This is a genomic window from Trinickia terrae (assembly GCF_005144415.1).
GTDB classification, from domain to species: domain Bacteria; phylum Pseudomonadota; class Gammaproteobacteria; order Burkholderiales; family Burkholderiaceae; genus Trinickia_A; species Trinickia_A terrae.
Genome location: NZ_SWJE01000010.1, coordinates 188,657 through 210,440, shown reverse-complemented (window position 1 = coordinate 210,440; position 21,784 = coordinate 188,657). Strand labels below are relative to the sequence as shown.

General features: G+C 64.7%; 19 protein-coding genes. 13 read left to right on the top strand and 6 right to left on the bottom strand.

The annotated features are described in order from the left end of the window. Positions 1 to 47 precede the first annotated feature (47 nt). The 3 genes from FAZ69_RS19400 (at position 48) to FAZ69_RS19390 (ending at position 2,475) form a co-directional block, all read left to right on the top strand. Complete coding sequence (locus tag FAZ69_RS19400; protein ID WP_136896870.1) at positions 48 to 734, top strand: response regulator transcription factor; 687 nt, start codon at positions 48 to 50, stop codon at positions 732 to 734. A 14-nt stretch (positions 735 to 748) separates the two neighbouring features. After that, positions 749 to 1,831 (top strand): HAMP domain-containing sensor histidine kinase, encoded by a 1,083-nt coding sequence (locus FAZ69_RS19395; RefSeq protein ID WP_136896707.1) that lies wholly within the window; start codon positions 749 to 751, stop codon positions 1,829 to 1,831. An 83-nt stretch (positions 1,832 to 1,914) separates the two neighbouring features. Further along, positions 1,915 to 2,475, top strand: coding sequence for a class I SAM-dependent methyltransferase (locus FAZ69_RS19390; RefSeq protein WP_169708698.1), 561 nt, complete (start codon positions 1,915 to 1,917; stop codon positions 2,473 to 2,475). Positions 2,476 to 2,577: 102 nt separating this feature from the next. Here FAZ69_RS19390 and FAZ69_RS19385 read toward each other — a convergent pair whose 3' ends face one another. Beyond that, positions 2,578 to 4,611, bottom strand: coding sequence for an eCIS core domain-containing protein (locus FAZ69_RS19385; RefSeq protein ID WP_240702334.1), 2,034 nt, complete (start codon positions 4,609 to 4,611; stop codon positions 2,578 to 2,580). A gap of 343 nt (positions 4,612 to 4,954) precedes the next feature. Here FAZ69_RS19385 and FAZ69_RS19380 point away from each other — a divergent pair, with 343 nt between their 5' ends. Both FAZ69_RS19380 and FAZ69_RS19375 read left to right on the top strand, forming a co-directional pair. Beyond that, positions 4,955 to 5,653 carry a hypothetical protein gene (locus FAZ69_RS19380; RefSeq protein WP_136896705.1) on the top strand — a complete coding sequence of 233 codons (699 nt, stop codon included), beginning with the start codon at positions 4,955 to 4,957 and terminating at the stop codon, positions 5,651 to 5,653. A 117-nt stretch (positions 5,654 to 5,770) separates the two neighbouring features. Beyond that, on the top strand, positions 5,771 to 7,159 hold the full coding sequence (locus FAZ69_RS19375) for an MFS transporter (protein WP_136896704.1): 1,389 nt from the start codon (positions 5,771 to 5,773) through the stop codon (positions 7,157 to 7,159). Between the two features lie 12 nt (positions 7,160 to 7,171). On the opposite strand, the gene FAZ69_RS19370 is transcribed toward FAZ69_RS19375, so the two are convergent. Next, positions 7,172 to 7,720, bottom strand: a complete 549-nt coding sequence (locus FAZ69_RS19370; protein WP_136896703.1) for a hypothetical protein — start codon at positions 7,718 to 7,720, stop codon at positions 7,172 to 7,174. Between the two features lie 103 nt (positions 7,721 to 7,823). Here FAZ69_RS19370 and FAZ69_RS19365 point away from each other — a divergent pair, with 103 nt between their 5' ends. Next, positions 7,824 to 8,717, top strand: coding sequence for a helix-turn-helix transcriptional regulator (locus FAZ69_RS19365; RefSeq protein WP_136896702.1), 894 nt, complete (start codon positions 7,824 to 7,826; stop codon positions 8,715 to 8,717). 35 nt (positions 8,718 to 8,752) lie between these two features. Beyond that, positions 8,753 to 10,639 (top strand): DUF3857 domain-containing transglutaminase family protein, encoded by a 1,887-nt coding sequence (locus tag FAZ69_RS19360; protein ID WP_136896868.1) that lies wholly within the window; start codon positions 8,753 to 8,755, stop codon positions 10,637 to 10,639. Between the two features lie 9 nt (positions 10,640 to 10,648). Here the strand turns inward: FAZ69_RS19360 and FAZ69_RS19355 are convergent, their stop codons facing one another. The 4 genes from FAZ69_RS19355 to hxlB form a co-directional block, all read right to left on the bottom strand. Further along, on the bottom strand, positions 10,649 to 11,821 hold the full coding sequence (locus FAZ69_RS19355) for an NAD(P)/FAD-dependent oxidoreductase (RefSeq protein ID WP_136896701.1): 1,173 nt from the start codon (positions 11,819 to 11,821) through the stop codon (positions 10,649 to 10,651). Between the two features lie 85 nt (positions 11,822 to 11,906). Continuing rightward, positions 11,907 to 13,067 carry a branched-chain amino acid ABC transporter substrate-binding protein gene (locus FAZ69_RS19350; protein ID WP_136896700.1) on the bottom strand — a complete coding sequence of 387 codons (1,161 nt, stop codon included), beginning with the start codon at positions 13,065 to 13,067 and terminating at the stop codon, positions 11,907 to 11,909. A 315-nt stretch (positions 13,068 to 13,382) separates the two neighbouring features. Beyond that, entirely contained in the window at positions 13,383 to 13,844 is a 462-nt protein-coding gene (locus tag FAZ69_RS19345) for a hypothetical protein (protein WP_136896699.1), read from the bottom strand. A 122-nt stretch (positions 13,845 to 13,966) separates the two neighbouring features. Beyond that, positions 13,967 to 14,620: a 6-phospho-3-hexuloisomerase gene (hxlB, locus tag FAZ69_RS19340; RefSeq protein ID WP_136896698.1), complete on the bottom strand. Its 654-nt coding sequence runs from the start codon at positions 14,618 to 14,620 to the stop codon at positions 13,967 to 13,969. A gap of 266 nt (positions 14,621 to 14,886) precedes the next feature. Between hxlB and FAZ69_RS19335 the strand changes: the two genes are divergently transcribed. From FAZ69_RS19335 to FAZ69_RS19310, 6 genes are all read left to right on the top strand, one after another. After that, positions 14,887 to 16,320 carry a sugar ABC transporter ATP-binding protein gene (locus FAZ69_RS19335; RefSeq protein ID WP_206171218.1) on the top strand — a complete coding sequence of 478 codons (1,434 nt, stop codon included), beginning with the start codon at positions 14,887 to 14,889 and terminating at the stop codon, positions 16,318 to 16,320. After that, a complete protein-coding gene (locus FAZ69_RS19330) occupies positions 16,317 to 17,330 on the top strand; it encodes an ABC transporter permease (protein WP_206171217.1) in 1,014 nt (337 codons plus the stop codon). The genes FAZ69_RS19335 and FAZ69_RS19330 overlap by 4 nt, the downstream gene beginning before the upstream one ends. A 102-nt stretch (positions 17,331 to 17,432) precedes the next feature. Further along, positions 17,433 to 18,386: a sugar ABC transporter substrate-binding protein gene (locus FAZ69_RS19325; protein WP_136896696.1), complete on the top strand. Its 954-nt coding sequence runs from the start codon at positions 17,433 to 17,435 to the stop codon at positions 18,384 to 18,386. 76 nt (positions 18,387 to 18,462) lie between these two features. Next, entirely contained in the window at positions 18,463 to 19,500 is a 1,038-nt protein-coding gene (locus FAZ69_RS19320; RefSeq protein WP_136896695.1) for an NAD(P)-dependent alcohol dehydrogenase, read from the top strand. Between the two features lie 40 nt (positions 19,501 to 19,540). After that, entirely contained in the window at positions 19,541 to 21,037 is a 1,497-nt protein-coding gene (gene xylB, locus FAZ69_RS19315) for a xylulokinase (protein ID WP_136896694.1), read from the top strand. Further along, positions 21,034 to 21,756, top strand: a complete 723-nt coding sequence (locus FAZ69_RS19310) for a ribulose-phosphate 3-epimerase (protein WP_169708697.1) — start codon at positions 21,034 to 21,036, stop codon at positions 21,754 to 21,756. Before xylB ends, FAZ69_RS19310 begins: the two co-directional genes overlap by 4 nt. Positions 21,757 to 21,784: the final 28 nt, after the last annotated feature.

The following is a 21,784-nucleotide window of genomic DNA, read 5'->3' as shown; positions in this document are numbered from 1 at the left end:
ACCGGCTGCGCCATACTGCTTTCATGATGAATCTCGATCGATCCTCGATGACGCCGGTGCTGCTGGTCGACGACGACGCCGAACTGACCGGCATGCTCGTGCAATACCTCGCTCACGAAGGCTTTGCCGCCGAGGTCGCGCACGACGGCGAGGCGGGCGTGACCCGCGCGCTGTCCGGGCGCTTCGCGATCGTGGTGCTCGACGTGATGATGCCGCGCCTCTCGGGCATCGAGGCGCTGCGCCGCATCCGCGCGGCGAGCCACGTGCCCGTGCTGATGCTGACGGCGCGCGGCGACGACATCGACCGCATCTCCGGCCTCAACCTCGGCGCCGACGACTATGTCCCGAAGCCTTGCACGCCCGGCGAGCTCGTCGCGCGGCTGCGGGCCATCCTGCGGCGCGCGCCCGGCACGGGAGCAGCGGGCGCCGGCGGTCCGGTCCACGCGGGACAGCTCGTGCTGTGGACTTCCAGCCGCCGAGCCACCTGGCAGGGCACGCCGCTCGAATTGACCGGCACGGAGTTCAGCCTCGTCGAAATCCTGGCGCGGCACGCCGGCCGGCTCGTCAGCAAGGAGGAGATCTCGCAGCAGGCTTTCGGCCGGCCGCTCGCGCGCTTCGACCGTCGCATCGACGTGCACATCAGCAGCATCCGGCAGAAGCTCGGCCAACGTCCCGACGGGCAGCCGTGGATCGTCAGCGTGCGCGGCATGGGCTATCAGCTCCTCACAGATTGAAGACGGACTGAACCATGCAATTCCGGCTTGGGCGGATGTTCTGGCGAATTTTCTTCATGGGCTGGCTCGCCATGGTGGCTGCATTCCTATGCGCGGGCTTCTACATGCATGTCAGCGGGGTTCAGCCACCCGATACTCCGCGTTGGATTTTTCTTATTCCGCTGCTGGCGGGCGCCACCGTGAGCGTGCCCATCGCGTTCGGGATCGCGTGGCATATCTCCAAGCCCGTACGGCATCTCAGCCAGGCGCTGCGCGACGCGGCGCTGGCGCGCTTCGACGTGCGCGTCCTGCCCGCGCTCGGTTCACGCCGCGACGAATTCGCGTATCTGGCGCAAGAGTTCGATGAAATGGCGGCGCGTCTCCAGCAGGCGGCGATGCAGCAGCGCCAGCTCTTTCATGACGTGTCGCACGAGCTGCGCTCGCCGTTGGCGCGCATCCAGGCGGCGATCGGGCTCATGCAGCAGGATCCCCAGTCGGCGGCGGCGATGGCCGAGCGCATCTCGCGGGAAACGGAGCGGCTGGATCAGTTCATCGAAGAGCTGCTGACGCTGCACAAGCTGGAGGCGGGCGCGATGAACCCGGCGCGGGAGCGGGTGGATGTCGTTGAGCTGCTGGCCGATATCGTGCAGGATGCTGCGTTCGAGGCGCAGGCGCGCGGTTGTGTCGTGACCTTGGACGCGCTGGATAGCTTTGTGGCGGAAGTCGCCGGGGAGCCGCTTTATCGCGCTTTCGAAAACGTCGTGCGCAATGCGGTGAAGTACACCGCTCCCGACACCACCGTGGAGGTTCGTGCGCGCACATTGCCGACGCCGGACGACGGAGCAGGGTGGCTCGAAGTCAGCGTGAGCGACAGGGGGCCGGGCGTGCCGGCGGAGTCGTGCGAAGAGATCTTCGAGCCGTTTCGCCGTTTTGAGTCTCACGAGCGCGATGGCGTGATGCGCGCGGTGCCTGGTACTGGGTTGGGGCTGGCCATCGCACGGCGCGCGTTGGAGCTGCATGGCGGCGATATTCGCGCTGTGCCGCGAGAGGGGGGCGGGCTCGTCGTGATCGCACGCTTGCCGGGTTCGGCGGCGACAGCGAGGCCTGCGTCGAGATAAAGCTCACGACATGGACGCATATTGGCTATCGAATGAGGCGAGCGTAAATGCATTCAATGCTTAACATCTTCGCGACGCTCGTATTGGCGATTACCGCAATCGTCGCCATTTCTGTGCTGGCGTTCTACTTCATCACGGGGGTCGTGCCGATGTCGTCGAGTTCGGCGGAAGCGAGCGACGTGATTGCGTTGCTGAAACAGGCAGGGCTGCCTGAGCACGCAATCCTGTACGACCTCGGTTGCGGTTGGGGAATGCTGGTGAGTGCCCTGGCTCGCGCGTTTCCCGAGGCGCAGATTCGCGGCATTGAGATCTCTCCCTTTCCGTATTGGATCGCCCGCCTGCGAACCCGGAATCTGCCCAACGTGCGTCTGCAAAGAGGCAGCTTTTTCGATTGCGATATCCGCGACGCGGACGCCATCGCCTGCTATCTGATGATCAAGCCGATGCCGAAGCTCGCCAGCTTTCTCGACACGACGCTCAGGCCCGGCACGCCCGTGGTGTCGCTCGCTTTTTGGTTTCGAGGCAGGCAAGTCGTCGCGGCGCGCAAGGGACCAGGGTTGCGCGGCGCCGTCGCGCTGTATCGTTGGCCCGCTCAGCGTAGCGATGAGCCGCAGCGCGATGGCGCCGATTCGCTCGTTCCATGAAGCCGCGGCCGATTCACACCCTCGGTGCCTCGCCAGGGAGCGTAACTTGCTCGCCCTGCATCACGCCGGCCGCGCCTTGCTCGCGGCGCGGCAGCTACGTTCTCAAGTCCCGTTCACGGTTGCCGTAATGTCGGCATTCGCTTGCGCAATGAATGCAGCCACGCCTGCTGCGATACCTGCGGCGTCGGCGCCGTAGACGCCGCCGCTTATCCTCTGTTGGAACAGATGGGCCAGAGCGTCGAGGTCGGCAATGGCATTGCTCATGGAATTATGGAACTGGTTATAGCGCGCAGCCCTGTTCCCCGCGGGAAGCGCTGCGACTGCGGCCCGCGCGGCAACCTTGAAGCTCCGTGTCGCATGAGCTTTACGCGCAAGCAACGCGTGCTTCAATTGCGGTCCGATCGCCGCGGCCTGTTGATGCGTGCCTAACGTTGCAGCCGCTGCCGCGCTTCTTCCCTGCGACCTGACAAGGTTGGCCGCGATCGCGGTATTGGTTGCCGCGGACAATGCATGGCCGTTCGCATTGCCGAAGCTCGTTATCGCATCGAAGGGGACATTGCCATGCACGAGCACTTCCTTGGTCCGTACCGCATCGAGAATTTGTTGCCATTGCTGGGTTTGGCCGGCATTCATCGTGGCCGGCCGATGCGCACCAGCCGCAGCATGTGCGGCGGCGGCTTGACCAGGCTGCGCGGCATGGATCGCAGCGACTTCCGTGTGTGCGGCATCCCATATAGCCGGAAAGTTGTTGCGGATATTGACGGCCATGCGGTTCCCCAGTTCTAGCGTGGCGCCCGCCGTTGCATGCAAGTCCACGATATCGGCGGCTGGGACTTGCAGCATGTCCGCATGGACTCTTCCGTTGCTGTTCGCATTGAACAATGCACCCTGGGCATTGGTCACATCGGCCAGTCCGGCGGTCATCGAGATATAGGGTGAAGGTGCGCCGCCAACGTGCTGCAGCGGCGTCGCGTGGCTTCCCGGGTTCGCGCCCTGAATCGAGTTTCGCCCATTCACGCGCTGGCGGTCGGCCACCGTGATGCTCCTTGACTGGAAACGCGGCGTGAAGAGACCGTTGGCATCCCTCACATACTCAGCTCCCGTGCTTTTATTCACCCAGAGTGTATTCACATCACCGGCGGCCGCCGGCACCGGGAGGTACATTTGCTGATTCTGATCGTCCGCCAGCGTCCCGAGGCGATCCACGTGGGCACCCGCGGCCGTGTCCAGAAATACTGCACTGCCCGTGAAGTTGAGCACATGGCCTGCCGGGACAGCGGGGTGGCCGCCGAAGACCGCTTGCATGGCTGTCTGGGCTGCCGCGGTATTCGCATTGTCCGGCAAGGCGGTAACGGCGGCCTTCATCGCCGCATTCAGTGCGGCTAACTGATGGTTGTAGAAGCCGGCGTCCTGTCCCGAATGCTGGTTGTCCTCATAAAACTGCTTGGCCTGCACCACGTTGGCGGTGGGCGAAGTCGTTCCGGTTCCGACTGCGTCAGTCTGCGCAGTCGCTGGAGCGGACTTCAACTGGAGCGCCCGCGCGCCCATGACATCGGCTTCCCGTTCCAGCGATTCGTTGTCGTTGATCCGCACGCCTCTCGCCTGCATCGTCGGCTTCACGAGCCCTCGCGCCTGTTGCACCACATGCCAGGCTTCGTGCGGAAGATGACGCTCCTCACCCGGGGCGACGTGGATATCGCTGCCCATCGCATACGCAGCCGCGTTGAGTTGCGCAGGCTGCCGTGAGTTGTAATGCACCTTGACGTGATCCATCGACAGGCCGGACAGATGCTCGATACCCGCTTTCAACGAGTCCGGCATGCCGGTTCGATTGGGGGCATGCTCGGCCTTCGCTTGCAAAGGGGTATCGGAGACGGCTTCTCCTGACGCGCCTTGCAGCGACGACGCCTGTTCCTCCCGCTCCTGCCGTTGCACAGCTTCCCCGCGAATCATTGCCACTTGCGCGCGCTGCGCCACCATGCGTGGGCTTTGTTCGATGAGGGCGGCGAGTTGGCGGTGCGATGCCGCGGCTTCGCGGTTGCCGACCAAGGTCTCCGCCTGCTTGCTCGCCGTCGTCGTGGGGCGGACGGCATCGTTGAGTCGCTCTGCAGCTTGAACGTGGGTGGCTTGCGGCATTTGGCGTTCCATTTTTTGTGCGCTCACTACAAGCTATGGCCGGGTCGAACGGCAAAGCGATCCGGCGCGTGCGATTGTAGCTCTCGTTCGTCTGACGATACGGCAGGATGCGATATCGCGACGGAGTTATTTACATAGTGCTTGCGCCGATCGGGCGCGCAACTTGCTCGCCAAAGGCCAAAAACCGTTCCCGGTAACGGATACTTTCAATTTCCCGCCTTGCCCGCTCCACAGCGCAGCGGCTACGCTTTCCACCAAAGCATTTCCGAATACGCGCGCCACGCCTTAGCGCGTGCCGCGTCGACCCCACCTCGGAGGCAACGAAGCGATGGACGATTCGGCAATGGAAGACTCCTACGACGCCATGCTGCCCATCTGGCGCGAGAACCTCGTCGTTCTGACCGAAGCAATCGGCGCGGACACGCGCCTCGCGCGGATGATGTCCCTTTCAGCCAGCTTGCTGAAACTGATCCTCGCCGGCCAGCGCGAATTCAGCGAGGAGTTCGTGCGCGGCGTCGAAACAGTGACCGGCCTGCCCGCGCACTGGATGGACACGGTGCACGAAGCGGACGAGATCCCCGGGAGCACGCGCGCTGCGATCGATACCGAAACCCCGTTCGCCAAGTTCCGCGGCACCGTGCACCCCGTGCGCAAGCGGGCCGTGCTCAAGTCGAGCGGCGACATCATCGGGCGCAGCGAAGCCGCCCGGCGCGCGGCCGAGGCGGCCGCCAGCGACGAGGCCGAGCAGAACCGGCGCCGCGCGCATTTCCGCAAGGTCCGCGATCTCGCCATCCAGGAAGTACGGCGGCTCGAGTGGCATCTCGGTCATCCGCCCGCGGAGCTGGCCGTGCTGCGCGCAAAAATCGAGGACGTGATGGACGCCGCAAGCGAGCTGGACCCGCGCGTCGCAGCCGATCTCGCCGGGCGCATCGAGCAGATCGAGAAGCATCACGACCTGCTCAGGCGCCACGTCGAGAAGCTGCATGCGCTCCTCGCGCGGCTCGATGCGGCCGAGCGCGGGCCGGAGGGGGGGCCGGAGTAGCGCGCGACGCGTGATCGACCGGCAGCGCACGGGATGCGCGACCCGCATGAAAGTCCACCGTAAGCACAACGCGCGCCCGGCGCACCGCATCTGATGTTTTGAGGTAAAAGGGAGCGCATGACCGATCGCTCCCGACTGATTCCGCTCATCGTTGCGTGCCCGCTGTTCCTGCAAAACCTCGACACGTCGATCATGGCGACGGCGCTGCCGTCCATCGCGCGTTCGCTCGACGTGGAAGCGCTGCACCTGAACCTCGCCATCACCTCCTATCTGCTGAGCCTCGCCGTGTTCCTGCCCGCGAGCGGCTGGCTCGCTGACCGCTTCGGCCCGCGCCGCGTGTTCTGCGGCGCGATCGTTTGCTTCTCGCTGGGCTCGGCGCTCTGCGGGCTTGCGCAGTCGCTGCCGGAGCTCGTGCTGTTCCGGGTGCTGCAAGGCATGGGCGGCGCGATGATGGTGCCGGTCGGGCGCTTGATCCTGTTGCGCAGCGTGCCGAGCGCGCGGATGGTCGCGGCGATGGTCTGGTTCACCGTGCCGGGCGCGTTCGGGCGGCTCGCCGGGCCGCTGTTCGGCGGATTGATCGTGACGATCGCGTCGTGGCGCTGGATCTTCCTCCTGAACGTGCCGTTCGGCGTGCTCGGCGTGACGCTCGCGTCGATCTTCATCGACGGCGAGTTCGAGCCTGTGATCGAGCGCTTCGATCTGGCCGGCTTCCTGCTCATGTCGACCGGCCTCGTCGGCATGGTCGGCGGGCTCGACACGGTCGGCCGGGGGCTCGTGCCGCACGCGGCGACAGCGGCTTTCATCGGCACGGGCGCGCTTTCGCTCGCTTCCTATTGGCTCTACAGCCGCGCCCGCGACGGCACGGTCATCGACCTCGCCATCCTGCGCTACAAGGCGTACCGGACCGCGGTGCTAGGCGGCATGCCGCTGCGCATCGCGATCGGCGCTTCGCCGTTCCTGATGCCGCTGATGCTGCAGCTCGGCTTCGGGTTGTCGCCGCTGCAATCGGGTTCGCTTTCCGTGGCGACGGCGGTCGGCTCGCTCAGCGTGCGCACCGTGATGACCACGGCGATCCGCCGCATCGGCTTTCGCACGCTGCTGCTCGGCGCGACCCTGGTGACGAGCCTGTTCTACGCGAGCTATGGCCTCTTCCGGCCGACCACGCCGCATCTGCTGATCTTCGCCGTGCTGCTGTTCGGCGGTCTGTTCAATTCGCTCGCGATGGTGACGCTCAACACGCTCGGCTACTCCGACATGCCCAAGCCGAAGATGAGCCGCGCCACCGCGCTCTCGAGCATGATGCAGCAGCTCTCGGTGAGCCTGGGCGTCGCGTTCGGCGCGTCGCTGGTCGCGTTGACCGCGCATCTGCACGGCGGCAGCGCGGCGCATCTGGTGGCGGCCGACTTCTCGCCTGCGTTCGTCGTGGTCGGTGCGCTGACGCTCTGTTCGCTGCTGTTCTTCGTGCGGCTCTCGCATGACGAAGGGGCGGAGCTGCGGCAGCATTGAGGCACGTCGCGTTCAGGTTTTCATGCGCGTCGCGAGGAACTCGCCTTCGAGCCGCCACGTCGGGGCGCCGACGTCGCGCGCGTCGCCGATCCAGTGGAACGAATCGGGTGTGATCTCGGTGAAGCGCCAGCGCGTCGCGGCGCCATTGGCCCGCGTGCCGAGCTGCACGATGTCGCGGCCCTCGCGCCGGCCGGTCTGTTCCTCGCGATGGCCGTTCACGGGGTTGGTCCAGGCGATGCGCCAGGCGCGCAGCGCCGCGTCCCAGACGCGCTGCGTCGTGCCGTACATGTTCCAGGCCGGATCGGGCGGGGCGGTGCGCGCGCCGCGCGCGGGCATGATCCAGACGTCCTGGATCGCGCGGCCTTCGAGCACCCAGCCGAAGTGGGCTTCGCCCGTCAGTGGCGCGGCGGGGACTTCGCCGCGATAGTGCAGGACTTCGAGCTTCCAGCTGCCGACGAGCCAGCCGTAGAGATCGTCGGCGGCGTCGATTTCGGCGCTGCGGGAAGGTGTGCCCAGCGCCGTGAGGAAAGCTTGCGGCAAGCCGTGGTTGTCGAGATTCATGAGCGGTTCTCCATGAGGGGGAGGGCGCGGGCGAAACGCCGTCATCGGCGCGCGGCCGATGTGTGTGCTACAACGGATCGTAGGCACGGATGCGAGGCGAATCTTGGGGAAAATTGCGGTCGATCTGGAGCATGCGCTTGCGCGGCGCGAGGCGGAGGGCGTCGAGGGCAGGGTGACGCCGCGCGCGCTGGCGCGCGGCGCGGGCTGGTCCGCCGCCGACGTGCTGTGCACGAACGGCCCGTTCGACCGGCCGTTCGAAGAGCGTCACGAGAGCGTTTCGATCGCGATGGTGATCGGGGGCGCGTTCGAGTACCGCTCGGACGCCGGCGCCGAGTTGATGACGCCGGGTGCGGTCCTGCTCGGCAATGAGGGCGCTTGCTTCGAATGCGGTCATCGGCATCATGTGGGTGACCGCTGCGTTGCCTTTCACTATGCACCGGATCGCTTCGAAGCGATCGCCGCGGACGCGGGCATCCGCAGCCGTGACGCCCGCTTCGGGACCGTGCGTATTCCGCCGCTGCGTGCGCTCGCACCGCTCGTCGCGGCAGCGTGCGCGGGCGTGGTTTCTCCTGCGGGTATGGCTTGGGACGAGCTTGCGCTGGCGCTGGCGGGACGCGCGCTGCGGCTCGCCGCCGGCATGCCGGCCCAGGATGCGCGCGCCGTGCCCGAGCCGGCGCTGGCGCGCATCGCACCGGTGCTGCGCCTCATCGACAGCGCGCCCGACGACGGCTTGAGCGTCGAGCGTCTTGCGCAGCACGCGGGCCTGAGCCCCTATCACTTCCTGCGCACGTTCGAGCGCGCGACCGGCGTCACGCCGCACCAATACCTGCTGCGCGCGCGGTTGCGCAATGCCGCGCAGCGGCTCGCCGGCGAGCCCGCGAAAATCGTCGACATCGCGCTCGAGTGCGGCTTCAACGACGTATCGAATTTCAATCACGCGTTTCGCGCGGAGTTCGGCGCGAGCCCGCGTGCGTATCGGTTGCGCATGCAACGTTAACGATGCGCGTTCCCGTCCTGTCTCGTGCGTTCCTCATGACCTCGTTGCGCGGCGCGGCCTGCACGGGTGTGTTCGTGTGCTGCACGGGCGCGTTCGCGCAAACCGCCGATGCTTCGGGCAATGCCGCGCCGTCGACGGTCGAATCGGACGTGCACGTTTTCGTGATCCAGCACGACGGCTCGGTCAAGGAGCACGACGACTCGATCCTGCGCGCCAACACGACAGCCGGCGTCGACGACGTCGCCCAGCGCTACGTCTGGTTCAACAAGGACACCGAGAAGGTCGAACTGCTTGCTGCCGAATCGATCGATCCGGAAGGCCGTGCGCATCCGGTCGGGAAGGAGGCGATCCGCGACGTGCAGGAGCCGCGCTCGGCGGGCGCGCCGACCTTCGAGGACGGCGTGTTGCGCACGGTGATCTTTCCGGGCGTCGAGTCGGGCTGGCGTGTGCGTCTTGCGTTTGCGAAGGCGCGCGTGAAGCCGTTGCAGGCGGGCATGTTCGAGTACTACGCCGAGCCGTCGCGCGATCCCGTCGACGAGCAAAAGCTGATCTTCGACCTGCCCGCCGACATGCCGCTCTACGCGGATGCGCGCGGCTACGTCGCGCTGCCCCCGGTGACGGAGAACGGGCGCACGCGCTACGAGTTCGACTACCGTCACGGGCCGTACGCAACGATCGAGAACGGGGCGGTGGGGTATGCCGATTACGGCGACCGGCTAATGGTTTCGACCGTGCCCGACTTCGCCGCATTCGCCGCGCGCTACCGCGCGGGCGCGGCAGACCCGAGCGCGAGCGATCCCGCCGTCGTGCGCTTTGCGCAGGCGCTCACCGCGAACGCGCCCGATGCGCGCACGAAGGCGCGCGTGATCTACGACTGGATGCGCGCGAACGTGCGCTACGTGGCGCTTTTTCTCGGCGAAACGGCGACGATGCCGCATCGAGTCAGCGACATCCTGCGCAATCGCTACGGCGACTGCAAGGACCACGTGGCGCTGTTCGGCGCGCTGCTGGCGGCGGTGGGCGTGCGCAGCGAGCCGGCGCTGATCGGGCTCGGGCCGGTCTATACGCTGCCTTCGGTGCCTGGCTACGGGGCGACGGCGATCAATCACGTGATCTTATGGCTGCCCGATCTGCAGGTGTTCGCCGATACGACCGCGGGCGGCACCGAGTTCGGCTACCTGCCGCCGATTTTGATGGACCGTCCGGCGCTTTTGGTCGACGACGGCGTGCTCGTGCGCACCTCAGCTGCCGAGCCGCGCGGCCGCACGGCGCGCTTGCAGATCGACATTGCGACAAGCGGCGACGCGCACTATGCGTACCGTGTCGAGGATTCCGGCTGGACCGCCGAGCTGGAGCGCAACATGTTCCGCCGCGCGACGGTCGAGCGCGTGCAGCAGATCGCCTTCGACCGCTTGAAGCTGACGGGCCTGCAGGGCACGGCGCGGCTCGTCACGGACGACGTTGCCGTGACATACGGGCCGTTCGCGGTATCGATGACGGGGGCGCTGGAGCATGTCGCGTGGCCGACGGGGATGACGGCGGTGCCGGCGCTGTCGAGCCTGTCAGGCGGGATCGCGACGCAGGTGCAGGGCTGGCTTGCCGAACCGGTGCGCACGCAGCCGTATGTGTGCATCGGCGGCGAGTTCGACGAGACGGGGCAGATCGTGTTGCCGCCGAACGTGCGGATGGTGGGCTTGCCGGACGATCTTGCCGTGGAGGACCGCTTCTACGACTACGCATCGCACTACGTGTTCGATTCGGCGACGCGCGTCGTGCAGGTCACGCGCCGTCTGCGTGCGCGCTTTGACAAGCAGGTGTGCTCGCCGCAGGAGTTCGATGCAACGCGCTCGACGCTCGTGAAGATCGAACGGGATGCGCTTGCGCAGGTCGTCGTTCAAGCAAGCGAGCCGGGCGCGAGGTGATAGCTCGCCTCAAACCACGTTTTTCTCCACCATCGGCCGCCCCTGCAACACGCGCTCGAACCCGAGCCCGCCAAGATCGAGCGTCACGAACTTCCCGTGCAGGATCAACTCGGCAACCCCACGCCCCGTCGCCGGCCCTTGCTGCAGCCCATGCCCGGAAAACCCGTTCGCAAACACGCAATTATCGACATCGGGGTGATAGCCGATGATCGCGTTCTGATCGAACACGTTGTACTCGTAGTACCCGGACCACGCATTCTGTATCCGCAGCGCCTCGAATTGCGGCACGCGATGCGCGAGCGCGGGCCAGATCACATCGTCGAAGATCGCGTAATCAACCTCGTCGAGCGGCAAATCGTCGGGGTCGTGATCGGCGGAAGGGGAGGTGCCGCACAAAAAGGTCTTCCCCTCAGGCCGAAAATAGACGCCGCTCGGATCGATCACGAGCGGACACTTGTCGAGCTGCGCGGGCGAGCTCACGTTGAAGATGCTGCGGCGGCGCGCGTATACGGGCAAGTCGATGCCGGCCATCTGCGCGATGCGGCGCGCCCACGGTCCCGCAGCGTCGACGAGCACGTCGCAATCGAACGTCTGCCCCTGCGCGGTCGACACTTGCTGCACGCGCCGGCCGTCGCGCCGCACGCCCGTGACTTCGGCCGCCACATAGCGCGCGCCGAGCGCCTGCGCCTTCTTGCGCAGGCCCTGCACGAGCCCGTAGCCGTCGAACCAGCCTTCGCCGGAGACGCCATAGGTGCCCGCGACGAGATCCTCGGTATTGAGCCAGGGGAACGCCGCTCGCAATTCGTCATGCGGCAAGTAGCGGATCTGCGCGCCGAGCGAGGTCTGCAGCGCATGGTTCTCGCGCAGGATCGACTCGCCGGCCGCGGTCGCGAGAAAGAGATAACCGCCTTCGTGCAGCTCGATCGACGGCCTATCGCCGCCGATCGCGAGCCGTTCGCCGATCGAGCGCAGGAACTCGATGCCGAAGAGCGACATCTGCACCGACAGCGCCGTCGAGAACTGCTGCCGGATCGACGCCGCTGACAGCGCCGACGACGCGCGCGCATAGGTCGGATCGCGCTCGATCACGGTCACGTCGACCGTCGCGTCGGCCGCGCGCAGAAAGTACGCGATCGAACTGCCGATCACGCCGCCGCCCACAATCACTACCTTCGAACTCATGGAGACCCCGTCGATAGAAATAGACACGGCGCCCGAAGGCGCCGTGCGTGCATCGATGCTGGCGCTCGATCCAGCACTGCACAAGTCAAGTCGCGCTTTTCGTCACGATCGTAACCCATTGGCCGTTCTTCACCTGATAGAGCGTCGACAGACCGCTCTTCAACGAGCCGTCGGCATTGAACGAGATGTGCCCCGTGATGCCTTCGAAGTCGATCTTCTTCAAGTACGGCCGGTACGCGTCAGGCGAGGTCGAGTTCGCGGCCTGCATTGCCTTGATCGCGGCCCACGCCGCATCGTAGCCGAACTGCGCGTACGAGAGCACGTCGACGCCGAAGCGCTTCTTGAAGCGCTCCGCGAAGGTCTTGCCCTGCGGCAGATCCTCGAGCGGACGCCCGTACTCCCACGCCATCGCGCCGTTGCCCGCATCGCCCGCGAGCTTGATGAACTCGGCGTCCTTCACGCCGCCGCCGCCCAGGAACTGCGCGCTCATGCCGAGCTTCTTCATCTGCTTCACGACGCCCGCGGCCTGCGTGTCGAGGCCGCCGAAGAAGATCAGGTCGGCGTTCGCCGCCTTGATCTTGGTGAGCTGCGTGCTGAAGTCGACCGCCTGGTTGTTGGTGTATTCGCGCGTGACGATCGTGCCGCCATGCGCCTTCACGGCCTTCTCGAACTCGTCGGCCTCGCCCTGGCCGAAGGCGGTGCGGTCGTCCATGATCGCGATGCGCTTGGCCTTGGTCACGTCCACCGCGTAGGCGCCCGCGTTGCCCGCGTTCTGCGCGTCGTTCGAGATCACCATGAAGACGTTCGGCAGGCCGCGGCTGCTGATCGTCGGGTTGGTCGCGGCCGGGTCGATCATCGGGATGCCGGCTTTGTCGTAGATCGGCGAGGCGGGCAGCGTCGTGCCCGAATTGAAGTGGCCGACCACCACCGCCACGTTCTGGTCGACGAGCTTCTGCGCCGCCTGCACGCCCGCGCGCGGGTCGGCCTGGTCGTCCTCGGCGATGAGCTCGAAGGTGGGCGCCTTTCCGTTGATGAGGATCTTCTGCGCTTTGGCGTCTTCGAGCGCGAGCTGCACGCCGTCCTGCAAGTCCTTGCCGTAGCCGGCGTTGGCGCCGGTGAGCGGAGCGGCATAGCCGATCTTGATCGTCGCGTCATCGGCGCGGGCCGCGGGCGGCGCGGCGGCGAGCAGCGTACTGAAGGCGAGGGCGGCAACAGCGTGGGGTTGGATCGTCTTGCGAAGGCTCATGGTTGTCTTCCTTGGCAATCTCGGTTGTCGACTTTGAAGAATGGATGCGGCCGCGTCGCGCCTACGTCCTGGAAGCCGAGGCGGTCACATGGCGCAAATCTTAGGAAGCCAATATGGGCCCGTCTTGACTGATCGAAGCGCTCCGCATGCGCATTTCGGCATAGCAAAAAGGCGCGCGGTAATAGGGCTAATACTGAGGAGAGGCGGCGGGACGGGGCGTGCGGACAGGTTCGCGCAGGCGCCCGGCGGTGCTGTGCCGAGCATACTCGGCTGGTTTTATGCGGGTGTTTCCGCGGGTGTTTCGCGGCGCGCGGTTCAGTGCCCGTGCTGCAGATCCCGCAGCGTGTCGCGCAGCGCCACGAGCGGCGCTTTGGTTTCGTCGTCGGCCCAGTGATCGAGGTCGTCGAGCGCGCGCTCGCAGCCGTCGAGCAGGACGTCGAAGTCGATCGGCACGCCGTTCGCGAGCGCGAAGCGGATCGTTTCGGCGAAGCGCTCGCAGTCGTCGTCGCCGTACGAGATGTCGAGGTTCTCCGCGATGATCTCGGCGATGCTGCTGCGCGCGCGGTCGTCCTCGCCGACCATGTCGATGATGCCGCGCGCCACCGCCGGCGAGTAGTAGAGCGCGATGTCGAGCCATTGCGCGGCGTCGAAGCCGGGCTCGTCCATCTGCGCTTCGAAGCATTCGATGCCTTCCTGCTCGTGTGCTTCGTCCGCATCGATGCTGATGCACAACTGCTCGAAATATTCTTCCCGCTCGCTGCGGATGTTGCTGCTCATCGGATCCTCGATTGCTGTTCGTTCAACGGCGTTCGTCTGCCGGCGGCGGAGCCGCCGCGCGACGCGCATCGGATTATAGGCGGTCGTCCGATACGGGCCAGCAGCAAAAGAGGCGCGCGGCGTCACTCGAGATTCGCGTGTCTCTGCGCCATCTCCTCCTCCCCGATGCCCTTCTTGGCTTTGAGCCAACACACGACCGACTCGCACAACAGGAAGAACGCCTGTTCGAACAGGGTGCGCATCGGTTGCAGGTTGTGCGGATGCTCGTGATTGACGAGGCCAGAAGGCGCCGGAATCAGGACCGTCACGTCGGCGGCCATGCTTCGCGCCTTGCTGCGCTGCGCGGCGGTGAAGAGCGCGACTCTCGCTCCGGCTGAACGTCCCTGATCGAGGATCGCCGAGACGCTTCGCGTTTCTCCCGAGCCGGAGGCGACGATGATCAGGTCATCGGCGGCGACGGGGGGGCAGGGCAGACCTCCTGCCATGTAGGCGTTGAATCCCAGGTGATTGAGCCTCATGCAGAAGGCTTGCAGAAGGATGCCGGACCGCCCGGCGCCGAGGCAGAACACCCTGGGCGCGCGCTCGATTTCCGCAACCAGCGCACCGACGGCGACGGGATCGACGCCACGCAGGGAAGCGTGAATTTCACCGAGGATTTCGCTCGCCAAGCGGGGAATCTCCAGTTGTCTCAGTTCGTTCATGGTGGCACTTAGCGTCTCGTTGGTTGCGTTCCGTTGCCCGGCTTGGGTGGACTGCGGCACCTGGTTGTGAATCAACTATAACATCCGCAGTGCAATAATGTTAAAACTAAAACAATTATGTTGCACTTATAACTTCCGTTGTGTAGAGTGTCCTCATGGTTGAGTCAGTTGGAGACGCTGGCTCACCCGGCTGCCGACGCGCCGCTGGCTCGTGTCGCGGACCTCCGCAGCCGTTCGCTTTCTTGTATCTACCGAAACAAGGCCGAGAAATGGGAGACACACCAATTCTTGAGTTGCGTGGAATCGAAAAGCGATTCCCGGGTGTGATCGCGTTGCGGGACATGAGCTTCGCGGTCCGCAAGGGCTCGGTCCACGTGATTTGCGGTGAAAACGGAGCCGGCAAATCGACGCTGATGAAGATCGTCAGCGGCGTCTACCAGCCTGACGGCGGCGAGATCTTCGTCAATGGCGAGAAGGTCGCGATCGACAGCCCGGTGACCGCGCGGCGGCTGAAGATTTCGATGGTCACGCAGGAGCTCAACTACATTCCCGAGATCACCGTCGCGCAATCGCTGTTTCTTGGCGACGAGCCGAAAACGCGCTTCGGTTCGATCGACTGGAAAAAGGTCTGCGCGGATGCGAAGGCGCTGCTCGAACGCGAGGGGCTGCACTACTGCCCAGACACGAAGCTCAAGGACCTGAGCGTGTCGGATCTCCAGATGCTGGAGATCATGAAGGCGGTGTCTCGCGAGGCGAACATCATCATTTTCGATGAGCCGACCTCTGCGATCACGTCGAAAGAGGTCGATGTCCTCTTCAAGAAGATCAATGAGCTGAGAGCCAAGGGCGCAGGGATCGTCTATATCTCGCACCGCTTCGAGGAGCTCTATCGGATTGCCGACGACATCTCCGTCATCCGGGACGGCAGTCATGTCGCGACGCGGCCCGCCGGCGAGATCGACATCGATACGATCATTCAGATGATGGTCGGCCGCAAGCTCGACAACGTCTATCCGCACAAGCCTGCGCGCGAGCTGGGCGCCACCGCGCTCGAGGTCGAGGCGCTCGGCGACGGCGAGCGGTTTTCGAACGTCAGCTTCCATGTCCGCAAGGGCGAGATCATCGGCTTGGCCGGCTTGATGGGCGCGGGCCGCACCGAAGTGGTCCGCACCGTGTTCGGCCTCGATCCGTACACGGCGGGAGAGATTCGCGTACATGGGAAGCCGGTGCGGATCCGGTCGGTTCAGGATGCGATCCGGCTCAAGATCGCGATGCTTTCCGAGGATCGGAAGCGCTACGGCATCGTGCCGATGCGCAGCATCACCGAGAACACCGGCCTCGTCTCGCTCGAGAAATTTTTCAAGCGCGGCCATCGGAACGCGAAGACCGAGAAGCGGCTGATCGACGGCGTCAGCAAACGGATGCGGGTCAATGCGCCGAATCTGAATACGCAAATCGGGCTGCTCAGCGGCGGAAACCAACAGAAGGTGATGCTCGCGAAGTGGATGCTTTGCGGCTCGGATGTCCTGATTCTCGACGAGCCGACGCGCGGCATCGACGTCGGCGCGAAATTCGAAATCTACAAGATCGTTTTCGAATTGGCGCAGGAGGGACGAGCCGTCATTGTCATTTCGTCCGAACTGCCGGAATTGATCGCAATCTGCGACCGCATCTATGTGATGGCCAACGGACGAATCAGCGGAGAGCTGCAAGAGCCCGAATTCAGCCAGGAGGGAATCATGCGCCTGGCCACTATTGGTGGAGACGACAATTGAATACCGCTACTCGCAATCTTCCCGGCCGCTGGACGCTGCTGTCGAACGGCCGGTACAGCATCTATCTGATCCTGGTTGCGATGATCGTCGTGAGCTCGATCATCAGCCCCGTATTCCTCTCCACGACCAATTTCCTGAATATTTCCCGGCAGATTTCGATCACGACGATTCTGGCCTTCGGTCAGACGCTCTTGATCATCTGCGGCCTGATCGATCTTTCGGCAGGCTCCGTGCTCGCGCTTTCCGGGCTGTTGTCCGTCATGTTTTACAAGGCCACGGGGTTGTTCGTGCCGTCGATGCTGGTCGGCATCGCGATCGGCAGCGCGTGCGGGCTCGTGAACGGCTGGATCGTCACGCGCTTCAACACGCCGGCCTTCATCGCGACGCTGGCGATGCAGACGGCGGCGCGAGGCGGGGCGCTGATGCTGACGAGCGGCCAGAACATCTACGAGCTGGATAAATTCGTCGGCTGGGGCCAGGGGGCGGTGCTGGGCGTTCCGTCGCCGGTCATCTTCCTCGTGCTGATCGCGTTGCTGACTTGGTATGTGCTGAACCATACGCGGCTCGGCCGCTACATCTACGCCATCGGCGGAAACCAGGAGGCCGCGCGCGCGTCGGGCATCCGCATCACCCGCATCAAGATGATGGCGTTCCTGTTGAACGGGGCGCTCGTCGGGCTTGCCGGGGTGCTCTACATGTCGCGGGTCAATGCGGGTTTGCCGAATGCGGGCATCGGCTTCGAATTCGATGCGATGACGGCCGCGATCATCGGCGGCACCAGCTTCTCGGGCGGCATCGGCACGGCGATCGGCACGCTGGCCGGCGCATTCATCATGGGCTTCCTCGGCAACATCATGAATCTGCTCGGCATTCAGTCGTACCTGCAGCAGATCATCAAGGGCGGAATCATCGTGCTCGCCGTCGCATACGACATTTCCGCGAAGCATGGAGGCAAGAAGAAAAAGGTCAAGGCCGCGCAGACGGAGCAGGCCAAGGCGGCTGCCAGCTGACGGTTTGGGGGGGCTGTTCCAAAGACGGGAAGTCCTGACTGTGTTGGCCTCGACTTCCTGTATCAAGCAAGCATGACGTCATAACCTTGAGGAGACGGTGGTATGAAGCTGAAGAAACTGATGGCGTGCGCGGTGGCGCTGGGTGTGTGCGCCGCGAGCGGCGCTGCGATTGCGCAGACCGCCAAGTATCGCGTCGCTTACCTCGCACGCGCGCAAAGCGATTCGTTCGCTGCGTGGCTGGCCAATTCGATGGTCAAGGAGGCGAAGAAGTATCCGGATATTTCATTGACGGTGTTCGACGGCCAGAGCCAGAACTCGGTGATGCAGTCGAACATCGAGAACGCCGTCACGAACAAGTACAACCTGGTGATCATTCAGCCGTACGATCCGGCGGTCCAGGTGGGCCCGGTCAAGAACGCGATGGCGAATGGCATGAAGTTCGTGGCGACCAACCCGAAGTTCCAGGACGACTCGATCCCGTCCGTCGACTCCAGTCCCTACCTGCTCGGCCAGGTCAACGCGAAACTCGCGCTGACGCAAGTGCCGAAGAACGCGAAGGTGGTCGTTCTGCTTGGGCCGCCGGGCAACCCGCACTCGCTCGGCCGGCGTGAGGCGTGGCAGAAGGAGTTCTTCGCCAAGCGCCCCGACGTCAAGATCGTCAACGAACAGACAGCGAACTGGAACAAGGACGAAGCGATGCAGCTGACGGAGGACTGGATCCAGGCGAACCCCAAGATCGATGCGGTGATTTCGATGAACGACAACATGGCGGCAGGCGCCATCGAGGCGCTCAAGGGCTCGGGAATGAATCCTTTCCCGTTGGTGTACGGCACCGACGGAACGGCTGAGGCGTGCCTGCTGATCAAGGACGGAAAGATGACCTCGACCGCGCTGCAAAGCGCGGACGAACTGGCCCAGAAGTCCATGGCGATGGCGCACGACATTCTCACCGGCAAGCAGACCAATCTGCACCAGGTCGAAGGGACGGAGCTGTATACGAAACAGAACGTGAACAGCTGCATCGCGCTTCACAAGCAGTTGGGCGACATCAAGTAACGGATTCGCCTCAGGGCCTGTTATTGGCGCGAACAGGCCCTGAGCCAACGGCATTCATCAACGGAATGGAATTGACATGAAAGCGTTAGTGCTCGAAGAGAAAGACAGGCTTCGGATCCGCGACATCGAGATCCACGAGGAACTGGGTCCGAACGACGTGCGCATCAAGATTGCGAACGTCGGCGTCTGCGGTAGCGATGTCCACTACTACAAGCATGGCCGGATCGGCGATTTCGTGGTTCGCGAACCGATGGTGCTCGGGCATGAGGCGAGCGGCGTCATCGCCGAGGCGGGCAGCGCGGTCAAGCATCTGAAGGCGGGCGACCGAGTCTGCATGGAGCCCGGCATCTTCGACCCGAACTCCCCGGAAGCCATGCAGGGCATGTATCACCTCGACCCGGGCATCAGGTTCTGGGCGACGCCGCCGATTCACGGCGTGCTGCGCGAGTCGGTCGTCCATCCCGCGAGTCTCACGTTCAAGCTGCCCGACAACGTCAGCCTGGAGGAGGCCGTGCTGGCCGAGCCGCTGACCTCTGGCGTGCACGTTGCCCGCAAGGTCGGCATTTCGCCGGGCGATACCGCGGTCGTTTCCGGCGCCGGCACGATCGGCGCGTTGATGGCGCTCGCGTTGCTCGCTTCCGGCTGCAGCCGCGTCATCATCACCGACGTGAAGCAGGAAAAGCTCGACTTCCTGGCGCAGCACTACGGTGAGCGCCTCATCACGTTCAACGTGACGAAGGGCGATCTGAAGGCGTTCGTCGCGCAGCACTTTCCGCACGGCGCGGACCTGTTCGTCGACTGCAGCGGCAGCCCGGCGGCGATCGGCGCCGCGCCGCACTGCCTGCGTCCGGCCGGAAAGATCGTGTTCGTCGGCATGCCGCAAGATCTCGTGCCGATGGACATCGTCGCGATGCAGGTCAAGGAGATCGAAACGGTCTCGATCTTCCGCTATGCGAACGACTACGAGCGTTCGGTCGCCTTGATCGCGTCCGGGCAGATCGACGTCAAGCCGCTGATTTCCCGGCGCTTTGCGTTCGAGGACAGCATCGAGGCGTTCGAGCTGGCGGCGTCTGCGCAGCCAGACGTGATCAAGGTCGTGATCGACTGTCAGTAACGCTCATCGAACGATACGGAACGATACGAAGAGGGAACGCATGTATCTCGGCATCGACTGCGGTACGCAAGGTACCAAGGTGGTTTTACTGGATCCTGCAACGGGTGCGATTGCGGCCCGTGGTCATGCCGGTCATCCGATCATTGCGGAATCGAACGGCAGGCGGGAGCAGAAGACCGAGTGGTGGGTGTCGGCCCTGAAGACCGCGCTGCACGGCCTGTTCGCGCAAACGGCGCACACCCCGCGGGACGTCGCGGCGATTGCCGTTTCGGGACAGCAGCACGGTCTTGTCATGCTGGACGAAGGCGGTGCGGTGCTGCGCAACGTCAAGCTCTGGAACGACACCGAAACGACCGAGGAAAACGAACGGCTTTACGCCGCCGCCGGGGGCGACGCGCGTATCCGCAGCCTGATCGGCACGACGATACCCGTCGGCTTCACCGCGTCGAAGCTGGCATGGGTTCGCAGGCATGAGCCCGAAACCTACGAGCGGATGCGGCACGTTCTTTTGCCGCATGACTACATCAATCACTGGCTGACGGGCGAATACGTGACCGACGCGGGGGAGGCGTCCGGCACGGGTTATTTCGATGTCGTTTCGCGTTCGTGGTCACAGTCGATGACGGATCTGATCGACCCGGCCGGGACCTTGGAGCGGTCCTTGCCTCGCCTGGCTTCGCCTCTCGAGCCGATCGGCGCGATCCGTCCGGAGGTGGCGGCGGAATTCGGCTTCTCGCCGAAGACGCTGGTCGCCTGCGGTTCCGGCGACAACGTCATGGGCGCGGTCGGCACGGGTAATGTAGCGGCCGGCCGCGCGACGCTCGGCCTCGGGACCTCCGGCGTGCTCAACATCCATGCGGACAAGCTGGCGGCCTCAGTCGATCCGAGCGTCTACATATTCTGCGGGCTCGACGGCGGCTGGCTTCCGACCGTCGCGACGATGAACGCGACGTCGACGACGACCTTGCTGCAGCAGCTCTTCGAAATCGAAATCGACGAGGTCGAGCAGCTGATTGCCTCGGCGAGCCCGGGAGCGGGCGGCGTGCGCCTGTTTCCGTATTTCAGTGGCGAGCGGATTCCGGCGCTGCCTCGTGCGCGAGGCGTGATGAAGGGCTTGTCCGCCGACAACCTGACGCGCGCCAATCTGATGCGGGCAGGCGCCGAAGCCGTCGCGTTCGGATTGAAATGGGGCTACGAGCTGCTTGCGCAAAGCTTCGGCCGCCCGCAGCAGTTTCGCCTGACGGGCGGCGGCTCGAACAGCGCGGCTTGGCGGCAGATACTCGCCGACGTATTCGACACCGATGTCATCCGCGTCAAGTGCGATGAGGGCGGGGCGTATGCGGCGGCGTTGCTCGCGCTGACGGTGGATCAGCGTTCGCGAGGTGCGGGCGTCACGTTATACGACGTGTGCGAGCGCTACGTCGAGCTCGATCAGACGATGGCGGCGCAACCGCGTCCGGACGTCGCCGCGTTCTATCGGGAATCGTTCCGCGCTTTCACCGGCACGATCGCAAACGAAGATTTCGAGGCGAAGTGAAAGCGGACCTCGTCTGGCAGCGATCCTGCCTGATCGCGCCGTCGCTGATCACCTTCGATCTGAGCAATCTCGAGCGTCAGGTGCAAATCATTGCCGAGTCCGGCATCGACGTTGTCCATCTCGACGTCATCGACGGGCATTTCAGCCCGAGCATGCCGTTGGGCATCGAGACGATCGCGCATCTGCGCCGCAAGACGGATCTGGCCTTCGACGTGCATCTCATGGCGACGCGGCACGATTATTTCGTGGACGCTCTGCTCGACATCGGCGTGCAGCAGCTGACGTTTCAGATCGAGTCCGAGCCGCACGTGGACCGGCTGCTCAATCGCATCCGATCTGCGGGCGTTCGTGCGGGCGTCGCGCTCAAGCCCGCGACGCCGCTTGGCATGCTCGACTACGTGCTGGAGAAGTGCGACACCGTGCTGCTCATGCTGACGAATCCTGGTTACGCGGGAAGCCCTGGTGAAACGCAGGTCCCGTACGCGGAGCGGAAGATCCTGGCGTTGCGCGAGTTGATCGATCTGTGGGGACTCGACACGGCAATCGAGATCGACGGCCGGGTTTCGAAGGCGGCCATCGGTCAGTTCGCCCCGGCCACGGTCGACATGTTTGTGGCCGGCAGTGCGTGCATTTCGCGGGAGTCTCCGGGCGCCGGTCTCGGTGAGCTCGTCGAGCTTCGGCGCTCGATTCTCGCCGCCGATTCGAGAGCTCGATCATGACGGCGCACCGCGATCCCACGCGAACGCG

Bases quoted from the DNA above. Each gene is read 5' to 3' on its own strand.
- FAZ69_RS19400 (WP_136896870.1), top strand. From the start codon at position 48: ATGACGCCGGTGCTGCTGGTCGACGACGACGCCGAACTGACCGGCATG.
- FAZ69_RS19395 (WP_136896707.1), top strand. From the start codon at position 749: ATGCAATTCCGGCTTGGGCGGATGTTCTGGCGAATTTTCTTCATGGGC.
- FAZ69_RS19385 (WP_240702334.1), bottom strand. From the start codon at position 4,611: ATGCCGCAAGCCACCCACGTTCAAGCTGCAGAGCGACTCAACGATGCC.
- FAZ69_RS19380 (WP_136896705.1), top strand. From the start codon at position 4,955: ATGGAAGACTCCTACGACGCCATGCTGCCCATCTGGCGCGAGAACCTC.
- FAZ69_RS19375 (WP_136896704.1), top strand. From the start codon at position 5,771: ATGACCGATCGCTCCCGACTGATTCCGCTCATCGTTGCGTGCCCGCTG.
- FAZ69_RS19370 (WP_136896703.1), bottom strand. From the start codon at position 7,720: ATGAATCTCGACAACCACGGCTTGCCGCAAGCTTTCCTCACGGCGCTG.
- FAZ69_RS19360 (WP_136896868.1), top strand. From the start codon at position 8,753: ATGACCTCGTTGCGCGGCGCGGCCTGCACGGGTGTGTTCGTGTGCTGC.
- FAZ69_RS19355 (WP_136896701.1), bottom strand. From the start codon at position 11,821: ATGAGTTCGAAGGTAGTGATTGTGGGCGGCGGCGTGATCGGCAGTTCG.
- FAZ69_RS19350 (WP_136896700.1), bottom strand. From the start codon at position 13,067: ATGAGCCTTCGCAAGACGATCCAACCCCACGCTGTTGCCGCCCTCGCC.
- FAZ69_RS19345 (WP_136896699.1), bottom strand. From the start codon at position 13,844: ATGAGCAGCAACATCCGCAGCGAGCGGGAAGAATATTTCGAGCAGTTG.
- FAZ69_RS19335 (WP_206171218.1), top strand. From the start codon at position 14,887: ATGAGCTTCGCGGTCCGCAAGGGCTCGGTCCACGTGATTTGCGGTGAA.
- FAZ69_RS19325 (WP_136896696.1), top strand. From the start codon at position 17,433: ATGAAGCTGAAGAAACTGATGGCGTGCGCGGTGGCGCTGGGTGTGTGC.
- FAZ69_RS19320 (WP_136896695.1), top strand. From the start codon at position 18,463: ATGAAAGCGTTAGTGCTCGAAGAGAAAGACAGGCTTCGGATCCGCGAC.
- xylB (WP_136896694.1), top strand. From the start codon at position 19,541: ATGTATCTCGGCATCGACTGCGGTACGCAAGGTACCAAGGTGGTTTTA.